This window comes from Paenibacillus sp. sptzw28 (assembly GCF_019550795.1).
Taxonomy (GTDB): Bacteria; Bacillota; Bacilli; order Paenibacillales; family Paenibacillaceae; genus Paenibacillus_Z.
In genome coordinates this window covers 3,873,377-3,890,905 of sequence record NZ_CP080545.1, presented here as the reverse complement: position 1 = coordinate 3,890,905, position 17,529 = coordinate 3,873,377, and the positions used below count along the sequence as shown (strand labels likewise).

The window sequence follows — 17,529 nt, the reverse complement described above, 5'->3', positions numbered from 1 at the left end:
CTTTGAAAGGAGTCGTTGACCATAATGACTGATCAGGAGCGGGCGGGCGAGGGGATGCTTCTCATTACAGCCGTCCGGCAAGACCGGAAAGAAAGACAGAGGTATCAATTGTATGTAGATGAACTCGAGGAGCCTTTTATATCGGTGCACGAGGATCTGTTAATCAAGTTTCGGCTCATGAAAGGAAGGCAGATATATCCCGAAGAGCTGAGACAGATCGGAGAAGAAGACAGCAATCATCGGGCTTACGTCATGTCGCTCGCTTATTTGGGCGCCAGACCTCGTACTCAGAAGGAAATATCGCGGTATTTATCGCGCAAGGGAATGGATGAGCGTGCAGCCGAGAAAGCGATTGAAAGGCTAATGCAAGAGCATCTGGTCGACGATGTTTCGTACGCCAATAGATTCGCGGCCGAACGGATGCGAAGTCAATTGAAAGGGCGCCGCCTGCTCAGGCAGGAGCTGGAGCAGCGCGGTATTGCAAAGACCACGGCCAAGGAAGCATCGGAGCAACTTGACTCCGAATCGGAAGCCGAGGCGGCGATACGCGCTGCGAACAAAAAGTGGCCGTATTTAAAAGGCGAGCACCGGGATCGAAAGCGTAAACTGGCTGTTTTTTTGCTTCGCAGAGGGTTCCCGGATTCCATTGTTAAACGTGCGGTAAACGAAGCGGGGCAGGAAGCTGATGACGACGAAGAGTGGGACATGCTTGACAATTGATTTTCACAAAAGATAAAATAAGTTTGTATTCTTTCTTACAGAATCGATTTTTCTTCCAAAAATTGATTCAAAACGATTATTTTCGTCAAATTTAGTGTATGAAATCGGGTTAACAACCGGCTGTAAAACAAAATATCGTCCCAAGCGTTTGCTTTGGTGAGCAACGAGGAGGTGAGAAGATGTCGATTTGGACAGTTCCGATCGCTCTCGTTGTTGGCGTAATTTTCTTTGGGATCGGTTATTTTATTCGAAAGTCGATCGCCGAGGCCAAGATCTCAAGCGCCGAGCAGGCCGCTAGTCAGATTCTTGACAATGCGAAGAAAGAAGCCGAGGCGCTTAAGAAAGAAACGGTCCTCGAAGCGAAAGACGAAGTCCACAAGCTCCGTACCGAGGCTGAGAGAGACATTCGCGAACGTCGTAATGAGGTACAGCGTCTTGAGAGACGGCTACTGCAAAAAGAGGAGTCGTTGGATAAAAAGATAGAAACGCTGGAACGCAAAGAAGAGCAAGTAGCCAACAAAGAGAAGCGGATCGAGGAGACACAAGAGCAGATCGATTCTCTCTACAAGCAGCAGCTTCATGAGCTTGAACGCATTTCAAACTTGACGATGGAAGATGCCAAACAGATAATCCTGAGCAACGTCGAGCAGGAAGTGCGCCATGAAACAGCGCAAATGATTAAAGAAATCGAGCAGCAAGCAAAAGAGGAAGCCGATAAAAAGGCGCGGGACATCATTTCATTGGCTATCCAACGTTGTGCGGCGGACCATGTAGCGGAGACGACTGTATCCGTTGTATCCCTGCCGAACGAAGAGATGAAAGGCCGGATAATCGGACGTGAAGGCCGTAACATTCGTGCGTTGGAAACGTTGACCGGTATCGATCTCATAATCGACGATACACCGGAAGCGGTCATCTTGTCCGGGTTCGATCCAATTCGCCGCGAAATCGCTCGCACTTCCCTTGAGAAACTGGTTGCGGACGGACGTATCCATCCTGCACGTATCGAGGAAATGGTCGAGAAATCGCGTAAGGAAGTGGACGAACGCATCCGCGAATATGGGGAACAGGCAACGTTCGAGGTTGGCGTTCATGGTTTGCATCCGGATTTGATCAAAATATTGGGTCGTTTGAAATATCGGACCAGTTACGGGCAAAACGTACTGAAGCATTCCATGGAAGTCGCTTATTTATCAGGTCTGATGGCTGCAGAGCTTGGCGTTGATATAACGCTTGCCAAACGCGCCGGTTTACTGCATGACATCGGAAAAGCGCTTGATCATGAAGTGGAAGGCTCGCACGTGGAAATCGGTGTTGAGCTAGCGAAGAAATACAAGGAACATCCGGTGGTCATCAACAGTATCGCATCCCATCATGGCGATTGCGAAGCGACATCGGTTATTGCCATGCTGGTTGGCGCTGCAGACGCTCTGTCGGCCGCCAGACCGGGAGCAAGGCGGGAAACGCTTGAAACTTACATCAAGCGTCTGGAGAAGCTTGAAGATATCTCCGAATCGTTCGAAGGCGTCGAGAAATCATACGCTATTCAAGCAGGTCGTGAAGTACGCGTCATGGTACAGCCCGACAAAATCGACGACACGGAAGCGTTCCGCCTAGCGCGTGACATTACGAAGAAAATCGAGAGCGAGCTCGATTATCCGGGTCATATTAAAGTAACCGTCATTCGCGAAACGCGAGCCGTTGAATACGCAAAATAACAAGATCGCAAGCGAAATCGGAAAAGTGGCTGCCAGTCAGCCACTTTTCTGATTATATAAGAGGGGTTGAAGGATGAACGTTCTATTTATCGGGGACATCGTTGGGAGTGTAGGCCGCATGGCGGTCAAGAAAGTACTGCCTTCGCTGAAGAGTAAATATAATCCCCATATTATTATAGCCAACGGAGAAAATGCAGCAGCAGGCAGAGGAATTACGGCTCAGATTGTGAAGGAACTGCTGGATGCAGGTGTCCATGGTATCACGATGGGGAATCATACGTGGGACAATAAAGACATCTTCGAGTGGATCGATGAGCAGCCCCGGATCGTACGTCCGGCTAATTATTCGGAAGAAGCGCCAGGACAAGGAGTGGCTCTCATTAAGGCAAACGGCAAAGAGCTCGCTATCGTCAACCTGCAGGGGAGGACCTTCCTGCCGCCCATTGATTGTCCATTCCGTAAAGCGGACGAGCTGCTTGACAGCTTAAGGTCCAAAACCAAATGCATCCTTGTCGATTTTCATGCGGAGGCGACGTCCGAGAAAATCGCGATGGGCTGGTATCTGGACGGGCGTGCCTCTCTGGTGGTCGGTACGCATACTCATGTACAAACAAATGACGATTCGATCTTGCCTGGTGGTACAGCATTCTTGACCGATGTCGGTATGGTTGGCTCCAAGGAAGGCGTGCTCGGAATGGAGCGTACGGCGGTCATTCACAAATTTAAGACGCAGCTGCCTGTCCGTTTCGTCGTCGATGAAGGGGATTGGCATTTTCATGCCGTTCTGGCGGAAATTGATGATTTCACAGGGACTGCAAAGCGGATACAAAAAATAAGATTGACGGAAACGGATTGGCTGATGCTTTAACCGATTGATATGAAACTTTGAAAATTCTCACAATTCAGAACAGTTTGCAAACTATTCACCAAGAAAGAAGGAATTTTCTCGCCTCTCTCGAATACTATCTAAATAGTGGTATCCATCCATCATTCCCGAGGAGGTACTTAACATGGACGTCAATGTATTAAAAGTTTCAGCAAAGTCCAATCCGAATTCCGTTGCAGGGGCGCTGGCCGGAGTACTGCGTGAACGCGGAGCGGCCGAATTGCAGGCGATCGGGGCTGGTGCGTTGAACCAAGCTATAAAAGCTGTTGCCATTGCCCGTGGGTTTGTGGCGCCAAGCGGAGTGGATTTGATCTGTATCCCGGCCTTTACGGACATTGTCATCGATGGAGAAGATCGTACCGCCATTAAGCTTATTGTAGAGCCCAGATAGCGGTATGGAATATACGCTAACCTCTGAATTGTAGACCTGTTTACACTGTAGGCAGGTTTTTTTGCGCGCAGTCGGAGGAAATTTCGGGAGGTAACTAAAGAATGACCAAGCTGCAATCGTTGGATTTTCATTGTGATGTGCTTTACAAGCTGCTTCAAGATGACCGTTTGTCTTTTGCCGAAGACACGGAAGGCAAGCTGGATGTAACGCTGCCGAGACTGAAAGATGCCGCGGCAGTATTCCAGACATTTGCCATTTATATACCTGACGAGATGGAAAAAACGATGACTCCGATTCTCCGCAGCATCGATTTGTTTCACCGGAAAATACTCAGTGAGCCGGATATGAAATGGGTTCGAACGTCGGAAGATATCAGGAGTCTTCAATCCAGCGGCAAGATCGGCGCCATGCTGTCTCTTGAAGGTGCGGACGGGCTTCAAGGCGATTTGGCCATGCTGAGGATTTTGTTTCATCTGGGGGTACGGGCAGCCGGCTTGACGTGGAATAGGGCCAATTGGGGTGCTGACGGCGTTATGGAGCCGAGACAAGGCGGACTGACAGCCAAAGGGCGTGAATTTGTACAAGAATGTAATAATTTGGGTATACTATTAGATGTATCTCATTTGTCCGAGCGGTCATTTTGGGACATGCTGGAGACGGCGACCAAGCCAGTGATCGCCTCACATTCCAATTCGCGCGTTTTATGCGATCATCCGCGCAATCTGACGGACGAACAAATCAAAGCGCTTATCGCGAAGGACGGGCTGATCGGTATTACGTTCGTCCCTTATTTTATCCGTGCGGAAGGGGCGGCATCGGTTGACGATGTTCTGAAGCATATCGAGCGCATGTGCGAGCTTGGCGGAGAGCATCAGCTAATGTTTGGCTCCGACTTCGATGGCATCGATTCGCATGTAATCGGCCTTTCGCATCCCGGGGAGCTGCCCGGTTTGAAGGAAGAGCTGCTGAAACGATACAGTCAGCAGCAGGTAAAAGCTTTCTTAAGCGAGAATGCCATGCGGTTTTTGACAAAGCATCTTCCCGAATGATTAATCCGGATGTCTTCAATCTCTTTCCGATATGGATACCATCGAAAAGAACTATGTTTAAAATAGCGTTTACACCTTGCTTTTTAGGACCTACCATCATAAAATTTATGTGACTGTTAAATAGAATTATTTATATGTTGGATGTTGTCGCAGACGCACGTTCATCAAAAAGAGGAGATGGGCATTTTGATCAGTCAATTGTCTTGGAAAATCGGGGGACAACAAGGGGAAGGCGTCGAAAGTACGGACCGTATTTTCTCGACTGCGCTTAACCGGCTTGGATACTATTTATACGGATATCGTCACTTTTCTTCACGTATCAAGGGTGGTCATACAAATAATAAAATTCGGATCAGCACGAAGCCGATTCGCGCGATCTCCGATGATTTGGACATATTGGTCGCATTTGACCAAGAGAGCATCGATCTTAACGCTCATGAGCTCCGTGCGGGCGGCGTCGTAGTAGCCGATGCGAAATTTAATCCCACACTGCCTGATGGCATTAACGCACGTTTATTCCCGGTTCCGATCACTTCGATCGCTGAAGATCTCGGTACATCCCTAATGAAAAACATGGTAGCGTCCGGCGCATCCTGGGCGCTTCTCGGTCTGCCGATCGACGTGTTCAATAAAGCGGTTGAAGAAGAATTCGGCCGTAAAGGCGCGGCGATCGTCGAGAAGAACGTAGAAGCGGTCAAACGAGGCTCGGATTTCGTACTCGACCTTGCCGGCGGACCTCTTGAAGAGTTCCAGCTTGAGCCTGCCGACGGTAAACAAAAGCTGTTTATGATCGGTAACGAGGGTATCGGTCTCGGCGCAGTCGCGGGCGGCTGCCGTCTGATGGCGGCGTATCCGATCACTCCTGCATCGGAGATCATGGAATATTTGATTAAAAAGCTGCCTAAATTCGGTGGTACAGTCGTTCAAACCGAAGACGAAATCGCAGCAGTTACGATGGCCATCGGTTCTAACTACGCAGGAGTGCGTACGATGACCGCTTCTGCTGGCCCCGGACTGTCCCTGATGATGGAGGCAATCGGTCTTGCGGGCATGACCGAAACTCCGCTTGTCATTGTCGACACGCAGCGCGGCGGACCTTCTACCGGCCTGCCGACGAAGCAGGAGCAGTCCGACCTCAACGCGATGGTTTACGGAACGCACGGTGAAATTCCGAAAATCGTCATCGCGCCGGCGTCGATTGAAGATTGCTTCTACGATACGATCGAATCCTTCAACCTTTCGGAGCAATATCAAGTGCCGGTCATTGTTATGACCGACCTGCAGCTCTCGCTCGGCAAGCAGTCCTGCGAACCGCTGGAGCTGGATAAGATTCAGATCAACCGCGGCAAGCTCGTTCGCGACCTGCCTGAGCTTCCGGAGAACCAATTGTTCAAGCGCTACGAGCTGACGGAAGACGGCGTATCGCCGCGTGTCATCCCCGGCGACAAGAACGGCTTGCACCATGTAACCGGCGTTGAGCACGACGAAACCGGTCGTCCTTCGGAAAGTGCGATCAACCGGAAGAAAATGATGGATAAACGACTCACGAAATTGGATGGAATGCTGATCCGCGACGCTGTTCGCGCTGACGCTCCTTATGCCGAAGCGGATCTGCTCGTAATCGGCATGGGCTCCACCGGGGGTACGATCGACGAAGCGCGTACCCGTCTTGAGAACGACGGACTCAAGACGAACCATATTACGGTTCGCCAAATTCATCCGTTCCCGACCGACCTCGTGAAATCTTACATGGACAGCGCGAAGAACGTAGTCGTGCTTGAGAATAACGCGACGGCCCAGCTTGCTGCTCAAGTGAAGCTTAATGTAGGCCAAGCGGAAAAGATTCACAGCCTTTTGAAATACGACGGCAATCCGTTCCTGCCTTCCGAAGTATACAAAGCTTGCAAGGAGTTGGTGTAAGATGGCGACATTTAAAGAGTTTCGTAATAACGTCAAGCCGAACTGGTGCCCGGGCTGCGGCGACTTCTCCGTGCAAGCGGCGATTCAACGCGCGGCGGCGAACGTTGGCCTGGAGCCTGAGAAGCTTGCAGTAATTTCCGGTATCGGTTGTTCCGGCCGGATTTCCGGTTACATTAACGCTTACGGCCTGCACGGTATTCACGGCCGCGCGCTGCCGATTGCGCAGGGCGTTAAGCTCGCTAACCGCGAACTGACGGTTATCGCATCCGGCGGCGACGGTGACGGGTTTGCAATCGGGATGGGCCACACGGTCCATGCCATCCGCCGTAACCTGGACGTGACATACATCGTCATGGACAATCAAATTTACGGTTTGACTAAGGGTCAAACGTCCCCTCGTAGCGCGGAAGGCTTCAAGACGAAATCGACTCCTGAGGGCTCGATCGAGTCTACGCTGTCTCCGCTGGAAATTGCAATGTCCGCAGGGGCAACGTTCGTGGCGCAATCGTTCTCGAGCGATCTCAAGCAGCTGACCTCGCTGATCGAAGAAGGCCTGAAGCATAAAGGGTTCTCGCTCATCAACGTATTTAGCCCTTGCGTAACCTTCAACAAAGTCAACACGTACGACTGGTTTAAAGAAAATATCGTTAATCTGGAGCAATTCCCGGATTACGATCCGGCAAACCGTATAGCGGCCATGAACAAAATCATGGAAACGGGCGGCATGCTGACCGGTCTTATTTATCAAAATAAAGAACGTAAAGCGTATGACGAGCTTATTGTCGGGTTCAAAGAGCAGGGTCTTGCCAACCAGGAGTTGTCCTTGTCGCAAGATCAATTCGACAAGCTGGTTGCCGAATTCAGATAATACGAAGCTTTTTATCGAAGGCATACAGCCCCTGCGGCTGTATGCCTTTTATCGCTTGGGAAATAATAACTGTTAACAGCGAAAGGATGGTCAAACGATGAAATCGGTACCTGTTGGCGTATCTGCGAGACATATTCATCTATCTCAGGAGCATGTGGAGCTGTTATTCGGCAAAGGCGCGGAGCTGACAGTAATGAAGCCGTTATCCCAGCCGGGTCAATATGCGGCTAACGAGACTGTTGAAGTGATTGGACCCAAAGGGGGATTTCCCAAGGTTCGTATTCTGGGACCTGCACGTAAACGGACGCAGCTGGAAGTATCGCGGACGGACGCTTTTACCCTCGGTATTAATCCGCCGGTTCGTGAATCCGGCAATATCGCTGGATCTGCCGGAATAACCATTAAAGGACCGGTTGGGCAGGTAACGATCGAAGAGGGAGTTATCGTAGCTGCAAGGCATATTCACTTCCATACGAGCGATGCCGAACGCTTCGGAGTTACAGACAAGCAGCGGCTTTCGGTTCGTCTCCAAGGTGAGCGGGGGCTTGTGCTTGATAATGTAATTGCCCGAGTATCACCGGAGTTTGCGCTTGATCTGCATATCGATACGGACGAAGCGAACGCGGCGGGCGCCAAAACAGGGGATACCGCGGAAATTATCGGGTAACGGCGATTATATTGACCGATTATTCGATATATGGGATGTCGTTGCAGGTTTAGTACAGTTTCATGCGCCGGGCAAGTATATTCATTAATTGATCCAGGTTACTTACGATCAGGTCGGGTGCCACATCTAACTCGTCAAAGGGCATATTCAAACGATTGACCCAACATACCATAAGGCCAAAAGCTTTTGCGCCTGCGGCATCCCACGCATTGGCCGAAACGTACAGGATGTCTTCTCTGCTGACGCCTAGATAAACGGAAGCTAATTCGTATACCCCTGAAAAAGGTTTATAAATTTTAAGTGAGTCTACGCTTAGCACAGTTGAAAAAAGATGGTGTAACCCGGCATTATTCACCACCGAGTACAGCATATAAGGCGTGCCGTTCGAGAGGATCCCCAGTGGTAGATGCTGTAATTGATCTAAAGCTGCAGCTACTTCAGGATAAGGCTTTAAAACTAAATACTCATTAAGAATTATATTTCGAGTTTGACCATCGGACCGTAATCTTAATGCTTTTAAAGCGAACGCTAAGGAATCGTCCGTTACCTTCCAGAAATCCCTATAGCGTCCCATCAATGAACGCAGCCAGGTATATTCCAGCTGCTTTTTCCTCCAAAGTTCACTTATTTGTTTTCCTTCACCGGGGAATAATTGGTCAATTTTTGATATGACCGAATGTATATCAAACAATGTGCCATACGCATCAAATACAATCGCTTTAATAGGACGCATCTTCTTTCCCCCCTTGTGTATGTTTATGAGAACCTTCAATCTTCAAGTACCGCTATGCATAGGGCACCGGGATGGCGGTGCAATGCCGCTCATTCTTGCTTTATAATCGCGCGCCCTTTTGATATAATCATGGAATGGACCGATATCATTCAGAGCAATTGGTGCACGTATAGAGGAAGGAAGTGAACCACAAGGTGAACAAGGGGAGCCAGAACCCAGCGGAATTGAATCCCGGCAAAGGCGCCAAAGACTACTCCAAATATTTCGACTTCTCGAACGCTAAAGTGGTGAAAGAAGATGACGGTAAAACAACTTACCGGATAAGCGGACGAGAGATCACGATAAATTCCGCGCCGAGCTATAAAGAGGAGAAAAGCCGCGGCAAAGAAGATATAAAGGTGCATTATGAATTTGCTATTCCGCCGGAGATGGAGCAGCTTGGGAAAGGCAAGTTTTATTTGATCACGACTTACGGCTGTCAGATGAACGAACATGATACGGAAGTTATGAAAGGCCTGTTTGAGCAGATGGGCTATCAGGCGACCGAGGATCGCAGGACGGCGGACGTTATTTTACTCAATACGTGCGCCGTGCGGGAAAACGCGGAAGATAAAGTATTTGGCGAGTTGGGACATTTAAAGCATCTCAAGATGGAGAAGCCTGAGCTTATACTCGGTGTGTGCGGATGCATGTCCCAAGAGGAGTCTGTGGTCGGCAGGATTATGCAAAAGCACCCGTTTGTCGATTTGATTTTTGGTACTCATAATATTCACAGACTCCCTCATTTACTGCAGGACGCCATGTTCGGCAAAGAGATGGTTGTTGAAGTGTGGTCGAAGGAAGGCGACATTATCGAGAACCTTCCGAAGAAACGCGAAGGCATGCGCGCATGGGTCAATATTATGTACGGGTGCGATAAGTTCTGTACGTACTGCATCGTACCGTATACGCGGGGCAAAGAGCGCAGCCGCCGTCCGGATGATGTCATCGCGGAGGTGCGTGAGCTAGCTCGTCAAGGCTTTAAGGAAATTACGCTGCTGGGGCAGAATGTAAATGCTTACGGCAAAGACTTTGAAGATATACAGTACCGGTTCGGCGATCTGATGTCGGATATATCGAAGATCGACATTCCTCGAATCCGCTTTACAACCAGCCATCCGCGCGATTTCGACGATCATCTTATCGAAGTACTCGCCGGCCGCGGCAATCTGGTTGAACATATTCATCTTCCTGTCCAATCGGGCAGTTCGGACGTGCTGAAACGAATGAGCCGCAAATATTCGCGGGAAACGTACTTGGAGCTTGTCGCCAAAATCAAGAAAGCGATCCCGGACGTCGTGCTTACGACCGACATCATCGTCGGCTTCCCCGGTGAAACCGACGAACACTTCGAGGAAACGTTATCGCTCGTCCGTGAAGTCGGCTTCGACTCGGCCTACACATTTATCTATTCTCCGCGTGAAGGAACCCCGGCGGCGGATATGGAAGACAATATTCCCGCTGCGGTCAAGAAGGCCCGTTTGGCCAAGCTGAACGATCTGATCGCCGAGCTTAGCCGGGAAAGCCATCACAAGCTGCGCGGGCAATTGCTCGAAGTGCTTGTAGAGGGCGAGAGCAAAAACAATGCGAATGTGTTGTCCGGACGGACGCGTACCAATAAGCTCGTCCATCTGGAAGGGCCTAAGGAATGGATCGGTCAATTCGTCCATGCCCGCGTCACGGATTCGCAAACCTGGTACATCAAGGCGGATGCGATAACGAAACCCGCTGCGGAAGAAGCGGTTTCATAAATTCAGCTCAGTAATTATTGCGAGGAGATGGGGATAATGGCTAACGAACAGACTGCGGCGAAGCAGGAGCAATGTCAGGAGCATGACCACGAGCATGAAGGCGGCTGCAGCATTCCGTCCTTCAGAACAGAGGATATAATCGTGCGTGCGGATATCATGGCCAAAACGAAGGAACTGGCCGATATGCTGTTCACTTCCGAGGAAGTGCAGCACTTTCGCCGCGCGGAGAAGCAAATTCAAGGCAACACCCGCATACAGGATTTGATTGCGCTAATCAAGAAAAAGCAGAAGGAAATAGTCGCTTTCGAAACGACCTTTAAAAATTCCGACATGGTTGCGAAGATCGAGAAAGAAATCGACGCGCTTCAGGACGAGCTGGACGGTATTCCAATTATAACGGAGTTCCAGCAAAGCCAGGCGGACATTAATTATTTGCTGCAAACGGTCGTTTCCGTTATCCGTGACACTGTGGCGGAGAAAATCAATATTGAGGATGCGTCCCCTTCAGATCCGGAAGAGTGTATCGAATAACGAATAAGTAAGCCACCTGCCATTGCCCGGCAGGTGGCTTATTTTAAAAAGATAATATAAATTTTGTGCCTATACCGCCCAGGAAAATCAATCAGAGCAACTAATTGAAAGGTTCGGCCGTATATAGTAAAGTGGATATCCCTTTTTATACCAGGAAGGAGAAATGCAAGTGACCGCAGAGCTTCAGAAATCGAAGAAGAAGAAATGGTTTCGCGAGTTGCAAGAATGGGTACTATCGCTTACGATCGCCGTCGTCGCTGCACTTCTTATCCAAAACTACGCCTTCGCCCAAACGGAAGTGAAAAATATTTCGATGCAGCGAACCCTTGTAGAAGGGCAGCGGCTTATTGAAGACAAAATCTCATACCGGTTTGAGCATCCGAGCCGGGGGGACATCGTCATTATTAATGGACCGGAAAGCGATAAACGGCTGATTAAACGGGTTATAGGACTGCCGGGCGATGTATTGAACTTTAAAGACGGACATGTATATATCAACGGAAAAATGCTTGAAGAGCCATATGTAAAAGGCGAAACGTATGCGAACGGACTTGCGGTGCCTTACACAGTTCCGGAGGGCAAAGTTTTCGTAATGGGAGACAATCGGGAAAACAGTCAGGACAGCCGCGTTATCGGTCCAATTGCGATGTCGAGCATTGAAGGAAGGGCTGTTTTTCGGCTTTGGCCGCTTAATAAGTTTGGTCAACTCCACTGACATTTCATATTTCGTAATGTATCCTGAGGGAAAGAGGTAGAGAATGCCGTTTACATTTTCGCATCCGTTGTATGCGGTGCCGCTGAGACGGATAGCGCCAAAGTGGATGAGTATCACCGGGCTCGTACTTGGCAGTATGTCTCCGGATATGGAGTATTTTCTGGCGATGGAGCCTTATCGGACTATCGGCCATTCCCTGAGCGGCTTTATGCTGCTGGGCTTGCCGCTCTCCATTTCGCTCGCATTTGTCTTTCATACGATTCTAAAGCCTGTGCTCCCGAAGTTTATGCCTGCCGTAGGCGGCTTCGATCATTTTGTGCAAAATCAACTTGGCGGTTGGAAGCTGCGTTCATGGCGCGAGTGGTTCGTATTTACGACTTCCCTGTTTATTGGTTTCTTGACTCACGTCTTTATGGACGGATGGACTCATAGTCAAGGCGGTTTTGTCGATATATTTCCTGTTCTCAAATCGACAATTGCCGGTGACGGGCTATACCATTGGCTGCAGTATTTATCTTCATTAATTGGATTAATAGTTCCAGTGACCCAGCTAGCCGGGCGATACCGCAGTTGGCGTCAATCAACTTCGGGGATGACGTATAAGCAGGTTGCCCAGCCGGATACCCGTAAATGGCTGTGGATTTTCACCGGGTTGATTGCGAGTGTATTATTTACCGTGAAATTGTTGCTTAGCGGACATCAAGTAGGGGCTGGCGTATGGATCGTCGCACCGATGTCGGCATTCTTGTTCGGATGGTTTGCCGTATCGCTGGTTTACATAGCAGGCTCTCGAAGACGACTTTCCGGAGCGGTAAGATCTTTAGCGCTTATAGTAGTTGCAATTATTATATATAAGGTAAGTCTGATCGTGCTGGAACAAAAGCTTTTATCTGATCCGACACTGGAGAATTGGCTTGAGTACCGGCAGTCACTTGTTTATGCCTGGTACTGTTTTTATTGGGCATGCTCGGTTCTTCTGATTATGGCTTGTCATTCAATTAGTAGAAACAAAATATCAACTCTAGGCTTATAAGGAATATAACGGTCAGCTTTCGGGCATCCTACAACCGCTATTAACGGAGGTGTCCGGAAATGAACCAGAAGTTTTGGGTTGTTATTATTGTGCTGATATTGACGGTGGGCCAAAGCGCGCGGGTATCGGCTGAGCCTGATTATGCCAAATGGGGCCGTGTCGCCGTGAAGGAAACAATGAAAAGATTTCACGCCGATATCGTGGATTATAAGCATATAGGCAGACGAACAGAACAAACCGGAGTATTATCGGAGTCATTCCGGTTGATTCTGAAAAAAGGTACCCGCCAATTCGGGGTTATGGTACGGATATCATTCGACCGTGATACGGAACGCATTATCCGCATTCAATTTGTGGAGGATGACAAAGCGGATAAAGCACCGACATTTTACAAAATCATATGAACCGAACCTTAAGCTTCGGGCGTATCAATCATTAGAAAGGCAAACATCTTTCAAAAACTTGAGGAGGGGTAACAGATGATCATCTCAACCACACCCGCGATTGAAGGACGGCCGGTTCAGGATTATCTTGGCGTTGTAACGGGGGAAGCCATTATGGGCGCCAATATTGTGCGCGATTTGTTCGCTTCGATTACAGATATTGTCGGCGGGCGCTCGGGAGCGTATGAAACGAAGCTGAAGGAAGCACGCGATATAGCTTTCAATGAAATGTCGAGCTTTGCGGCCCGGCTCGGCGCAAATGCAATTGTCGGAGTCGATATTGATTATGAGGTAGTCCGTGAAGGTATGCTGATGGTAGCGATAAGCGGTACGGCAGTCCGTATTTAAAATCCCGCTTTGGAAAGTCGACGGCGTCCGCACCTGCTGCGGACGCTGTTTTTATGCGGATGTGTCTGGACATGGCGGGATGTCGAAGGTACAATGCAAAAGAAGAAGCATCCGAATTTACGACTGGACCTAAAGGAGTTGTTACCGAATGTACGGAGAAATTACGGCAAGTGAGCTGGAGACCCGTCTGCGGGAAGGCGAAAAGCTGAGTGTTATAGACGTCAGGGAGCGCGACGAGTGGCAGTCCGGCCATATTGCCGAAGCTCACAGCATTCCGCTCTCTGAGCTTGTTGAGCGTCTGGGCGAGCTGAGCGATTATGAGGAACCGATCTATTTCGTGTGTCGAAGCGGAAACCGCAGCGGCAAAGCATGCGATTATTTGTCCGCGCAGGGTTATGAAGTCGTGAATGTCCTTGGCGGCATGCTCAGCTGGCCGGGCGATGCGGTGACCGGCGATTAAATCCGGCGCTGGGGAGCGGCGACGGAAACGGGAATTGCGGGAGCTGGCCTGCCGGAATTGCTGTTCCCGCATCCGTCAGAGCGAAATTCAATAAAATCGATTGAAGCATCGTCATAATGGCGGTGCTCTTTTTATTGCCACCAAGGCAGGTGGTTCACTAATAAAATCATCTGCGCGAATGACATGCCGCTTTTCGCCATATAGTGGAAGGGTAGGACATACATGACGAGCCGGACAGGCGGGAATCGCCAGTTGATAGCGGAGGAGGGGTGAAGGTGACAGAGCACCCTGGAGCTGATGTACTTGACCTGCGGATTCAAGGAATGAGCTGCACGGCATGTGCATCCAGGATTGAGAAGGCGATCGGAAAAATGAAGGGCGTCTTAGGAATTACCGTACATTATGCAGGCAAATCTGCGAATATTCAATATGCGCCGGACGTCATCACTCCCGCGGGCATTATCGAACGAATAGGTCAACTGGGCTTTCAAGCTGTACCGTTCGGCCGAGCCCAGAGCGGGTTGTCGGAAATGGCTTCACTGCGTTTGCGGGTCATCGTCTCCGTTCTCCTCACGCTTCCGCTCCTCTGGCCGATGGCTCATCATTTCACCTTTATGCGCGGTATCCCGGTTCCGCTGGCCCTTCAGGAGCCGCTGCTGCAGTTTGCGCTTGCATCGATTGTACAATTTTTTATCGGAATGCCTTTTTATTTTAACGCTTATTTCGCTTTGAGAGAACGGACCGCCAACATGGATGTTCTGGTGGCGGTCGGCACAACCGCTGCCTTCGGATACAGTTATTATGCAATGATGAAAGGATTACCGCTATATTTTGAGACCTCGGCGGTCGTCATTGCCGCTGTCCTGCTTGGCAAGCTGCTTGAAGCATCGGCTGCCGAGCGCGTCATGCATGAGAACGAGGCGTTTACGATGCTGCTGGCAAAGGATGCCGTGGTGGTGCGCGGCGTCTTAAGGGAGCGGATACCGGTGGAGCGTATCAGGCCTGGAGAACTGCTGCTTGCGGAGCCCGGTGTACCTGTGCCTGCGGACGGTATCGTGATCGAAGGCGATGCGTCCGTAGATGAATCGCTCTTGACGGGTGAAAGCATGCCCATTGCAAAAGGTGCCGGGGATTACGTATATGCCGGGACCATCGTTCACGATTCCGGGATGCTTATCCGGGCCGCCGCCGTCGGCGGAGGAACGATGCTCAGCCGAATCGCTGCGCTTACGCGGCAAGCCCAATCGACGAAATCCTCGATCGGAAGAAAGGTCGACCGGCTCGCTGCCGTGTTCGTGCCGACCATGCTCGGATTGTCGGCGGGAACGCTCCTGCTCTGGCTCCTGGTGATCAAGCCGGGTGACGCCGGCGCCGCAGCTGTTCATGCGCTGGCTGTCCTGCTTGCCGCTTGTCCGTGCGCACTCGGCTTGGCGGCGCCGATCTCGCTTGTGCTGGCTTCCGGCAAGCTTGCCCGGCGCGGGATCGTCCTGAAAGAAGCGGAGGCGCTGGAGCGGCTGGCTCAACTGGATATAATCGTCCTTGACAAGACGGGCACGTTAACGGAGGGCAGGCCGGCTTTAACCGGTATATCCGCCGCTTGCGGTTCACCTTCCTCGCTGCTGCGGCTGGCAGCAGCGGCTGAGGCTGGTGCCAGGCATCCGTTCGCATTGGCGATTATGGATGCTGCACGTCGCCGCCGGATCGACGTGCCGGAGGCGACGGCGTTCAAGTCCGAGCTCGGTAAAGGGATTCATGCGAAAGTCGAAGGCAAGAGGGTCGAGCTGGGCAATTCCCGTTATGCAGCTGAGCAAGGATGGGAGCCAAGCCGGATGACAAGCATGTTTGCCGCAGATAAAGAGAAATCCGGCGAAACGGTCATTTATGCGGCAGTGGATGGTGAATGTGCCGGTGCGTTTTCTTTCGCCGACAGTGTCAAAAGCTCATCGCCCAAAGCCGTCAGAGCACTGCAAAAGGCCGGAATCTCCGTTCTACTCGCCACGGGCGACCACACCTGCGCCGCGGAGCACGCGGCTCGTGCTGCCGGGATATCCGTCGTTCATGCAGGCATGCTGCCGGAGGATAAAACGGAACTGATACGCCGTCTTCAGAGAGAGGGGCGCGTCGTAGGCATGGCCGGCGACGGATGGAACGATGCCCCGGCGCTCGCAGCAGCCGATGTGGGCATTGCCATGGCCAGCAGCATGGATGCGGCGCTGAGCGCCGGGCATATAACACTGCTGCGGCCCGGTCTTACGGGGATCTGCGAGGCGCTGAGCATCAGCCGTCTGACGGTTCGGAACATCCGGCAAAACCTGGGCTTCGCTTTTATGTATAATGCAATCGTAATCCCTTTCGCTGCATTCGGAGGACTCAGACCCTGGATGGCGGGCACCGCTATGGCTTTGAGCTCCGTTTCCGTAGTCTGCAATGCGCTGCGGCTTAATCGACAAATGCGCAGAGTTCTTCAGGACAAGGGAAACTGAGGATATGAAGAAATTGCAAGCATCGCATAACCGGGTATAAATTTGGTGTCGCATGAGTCCGTTAATAATTGGAGGTGCAAGCGATGCCGGCGGAGGAATGGGGGCTGATCGTGTTGACCGGGCTGCTGAGCGCGCCGCATTGTATGGGTATGTGCGGAGGGATTATCTCGGCCGTATCCTTGCAAACGGAAGAATCTGCCCGCAGCGCTGTTTTGTATTACAACACAGGCCGAATTATTTCTTATAGCATACTGGGTTTGGTTATGGGCGCCGTCGGTTCCTTTGTCGAAACGGCAGGCAAGCTGGCAGGCATGCAGGGCATAGCATCTATTGCCGGAGGACTGTTTGTGCTTCTATGGCTGTGGCGCAGATTTCAGCTTCCTTTCATGGAGAGGTGGACGTCATTTCTGCAGCGGCGGTTTCAGCCTGCCGCGGGGCGAGAAGGCGGTAAAAGAGAGGCAGCGCACATTGTGGCTACCGGGTTGTCATTCGGATTTCTGCCTTGCGGGTTGACGTATGCCATGCAGATGAATGCTGCGGCATCCGCTTCAATCTGGAAAGGGGCTGCAATTATGGCCTTGTTCGGCCTCGCGACGTTCCCGGCGCTGGCGTTGGTGGGTCTGATCGCCGGACGCGCCGGGAAACGATGGAGGCGGAATATGAGGCTGGCAGGAACGGCCGCCGCAGTGCTTGTAGGCCTGCTTGCCATCTTGCGCGGGCTGTCGGCTAACGGCATACTTCCATCCATATCGCCTTGGCTTTGGTAAGCCTAAT

The 17,529-nt window shown here is 51.0% G+C and carries 18 protein-coding genes; 17 read left to right on the top strand and 1 reads right to left on the bottom strand.

Annotation, left to right across the window (positions count from 1 at the left end; all coding sequences use genetic code 11):
• The first annotated feature begins 24 nt into the window (after positions 1-24).
• The 8 genes from KZ483_RS17655 to KZ483_RS17620 all read left to right on the top strand — a co-directional run bounded on the left by KZ483_RS17655 (position 25) and on the right by KZ483_RS17620 (position 8,219).
• The gene (locus tag KZ483_RS17655) at positions 25-720 is read left to right on the top strand and encodes a RecX family transcriptional regulator (RefSeq protein ID WP_258881311.1); all 696 of its coding nucleotides are present in this window, start codon (positions 25-27) and stop codon (positions 718-720) included.
• 179 nt (positions 721-899) lie between these two features.
• Positions 900-2,438 carry a ribonuclease Y gene (rny, locus tag KZ483_RS17650; protein WP_220348801.1) on the top strand — a complete coding sequence of 513 codons (1,539 nt, stop codon included), beginning with the start codon at positions 900-902 and terminating at the stop codon, positions 2,436-2,438.
• Positions 2,439-2,511: 73 nt separating this feature from the next.
• Positions 2,512-3,306 carry a TIGR00282 family metallophosphoesterase gene (locus KZ483_RS17645; RefSeq protein ID WP_220348799.1) on the top strand — a complete coding sequence of 265 codons (795 nt, stop codon included), beginning with the start codon at positions 2,512-2,514 and terminating at the stop codon, positions 3,304-3,306.
• A 142-nt stretch (positions 3,307-3,448) separates the two neighbouring features.
• On the top strand, positions 3,449-3,715 hold the full coding sequence (locus tag KZ483_RS17640; RefSeq protein ID WP_219870467.1) for a stage V sporulation protein S: 267 nt from the start codon (positions 3,449-3,451) through the stop codon (positions 3,713-3,715).
• 101 nt (positions 3,716-3,816) lie between these two features.
• Positions 3,817-4,764 (top strand): dipeptidase, encoded by a 948-nt coding sequence (locus KZ483_RS17635; protein ID WP_220348798.1) that lies wholly within the window; start codon positions 3,817-3,819, stop codon positions 4,762-4,764.
• Between the two features lie 186 nt (positions 4,765-4,950).
• The gene (locus KZ483_RS17630; protein WP_220348797.1) at positions 4,951-6,684 is read left to right on the top strand and encodes a 2-oxoacid:acceptor oxidoreductase subunit alpha; all 1,734 of its coding nucleotides are present in this window, start codon (positions 4,951-4,953) and stop codon (positions 6,682-6,684) included.
• Between the two features lies 1 nt (position 6,685).
• Complete coding sequence (locus KZ483_RS17625) at positions 6,686-7,552, top strand: 2-oxoacid:ferredoxin oxidoreductase subunit beta (protein WP_220348796.1); 867 nt, start codon at positions 6,686-6,688, stop codon at positions 7,550-7,552.
• A 97-nt stretch (positions 7,553-7,649) separates the two neighbouring features.
• On the top strand, positions 7,650-8,219 hold the full coding sequence (locus KZ483_RS17620; protein WP_220348795.1) for a phosphate propanoyltransferase: 570 nt from the start codon (positions 7,650-7,652) through the stop codon (positions 8,217-8,219).
• A gap of 49 nt (positions 8,220-8,268) precedes the next feature.
• Here KZ483_RS17620 and KZ483_RS17615 read toward each other — a convergent pair whose 3' ends face one another.
• Positions 8,269-8,952, bottom strand: coding sequence for a haloacid dehalogenase type II (locus KZ483_RS17615; protein WP_220348794.1), 684 nt, complete (start codon positions 8,950-8,952; stop codon positions 8,269-8,271).
• A gap of 194 nt (positions 8,953-9,146) precedes the next feature.
• Between KZ483_RS17615 and miaB the strand changes: the two genes are divergently transcribed.
• The 9 genes from miaB to KZ483_RS17570 all read left to right on the top strand — a co-directional run bounded on the left by miaB (position 9,147) and on the right by KZ483_RS17570 (position 17,522).
• Complete coding sequence (gene miaB, locus KZ483_RS17610; protein ID WP_220353512.1) at positions 9,147-10,742, top strand: tRNA (N6-isopentenyl adenosine(37)-C2)-methylthiotransferase MiaB; 1,596 nt, start codon at positions 9,147-9,149, stop codon at positions 10,740-10,742.
• Between the two features lie 36 nt (positions 10,743-10,778).
• Positions 10,779-11,273 carry a YlbF/YmcA family competence regulator gene (locus tag KZ483_RS17605; RefSeq protein ID WP_220348793.1) on the top strand — a complete coding sequence of 165 codons (495 nt, stop codon included), beginning with the start codon at positions 10,779-10,781 and terminating at the stop codon, positions 11,271-11,273.
• 163 nt (positions 11,274-11,436) lie between these two features.
• Entirely contained in the window at positions 11,437-11,988 is a 552-nt protein-coding gene (gene lepB, locus KZ483_RS17600) for a signal peptidase I (RefSeq protein WP_220348792.1), read from the top strand.
• Between the two features lie 43 nt (positions 11,989-12,031).
• Positions 12,032-13,021, top strand: coding sequence for a DUF4184 family protein (locus KZ483_RS17595; protein WP_220348791.1), 990 nt, complete (start codon positions 12,032-12,034; stop codon positions 13,019-13,021).
• Positions 13,022-13,080: 59 nt separating this feature from the next.
• Entirely contained in the window at positions 13,081-13,425 is a 345-nt protein-coding gene (locus KZ483_RS17590) for a DUF3889 domain-containing protein (protein WP_220348790.1), read from the top strand.
• Between the two features lie 75 nt (positions 13,426-13,500).
• Positions 13,501-13,812 (top strand): heavy metal-binding domain-containing protein, encoded by a 312-nt coding sequence (locus tag KZ483_RS17585; RefSeq protein ID WP_220348789.1) that lies wholly within the window; start codon positions 13,501-13,503, stop codon positions 13,810-13,812.
• Between the two features lie 148 nt (positions 13,813-13,960).
• A complete protein-coding gene (locus KZ483_RS17580) occupies positions 13,961-14,272 on the top strand; it encodes a rhodanese-like domain-containing protein (RefSeq protein WP_220348788.1) in 312 nt (103 codons plus the stop codon).
• 275 nt (positions 14,273-14,547) lie between these two features.
• Positions 14,548-16,755, top strand: a complete 2,208-nt coding sequence (locus KZ483_RS17575; RefSeq protein ID WP_220348787.1) for a heavy metal translocating P-type ATPase — start codon at positions 14,548-14,550, stop codon at positions 16,753-16,755.
• A gap of 83 nt (positions 16,756-16,838) precedes the next feature.
• Complete coding sequence (locus KZ483_RS17570; RefSeq protein ID WP_220348786.1) at positions 16,839-17,522, top strand: sulfite exporter TauE/SafE family protein; 684 nt, start codon at positions 16,839-16,841, stop codon at positions 17,520-17,522.
• The last annotated feature ends 7 nt before the right edge of the window (positions 17,523-17,529 follow it).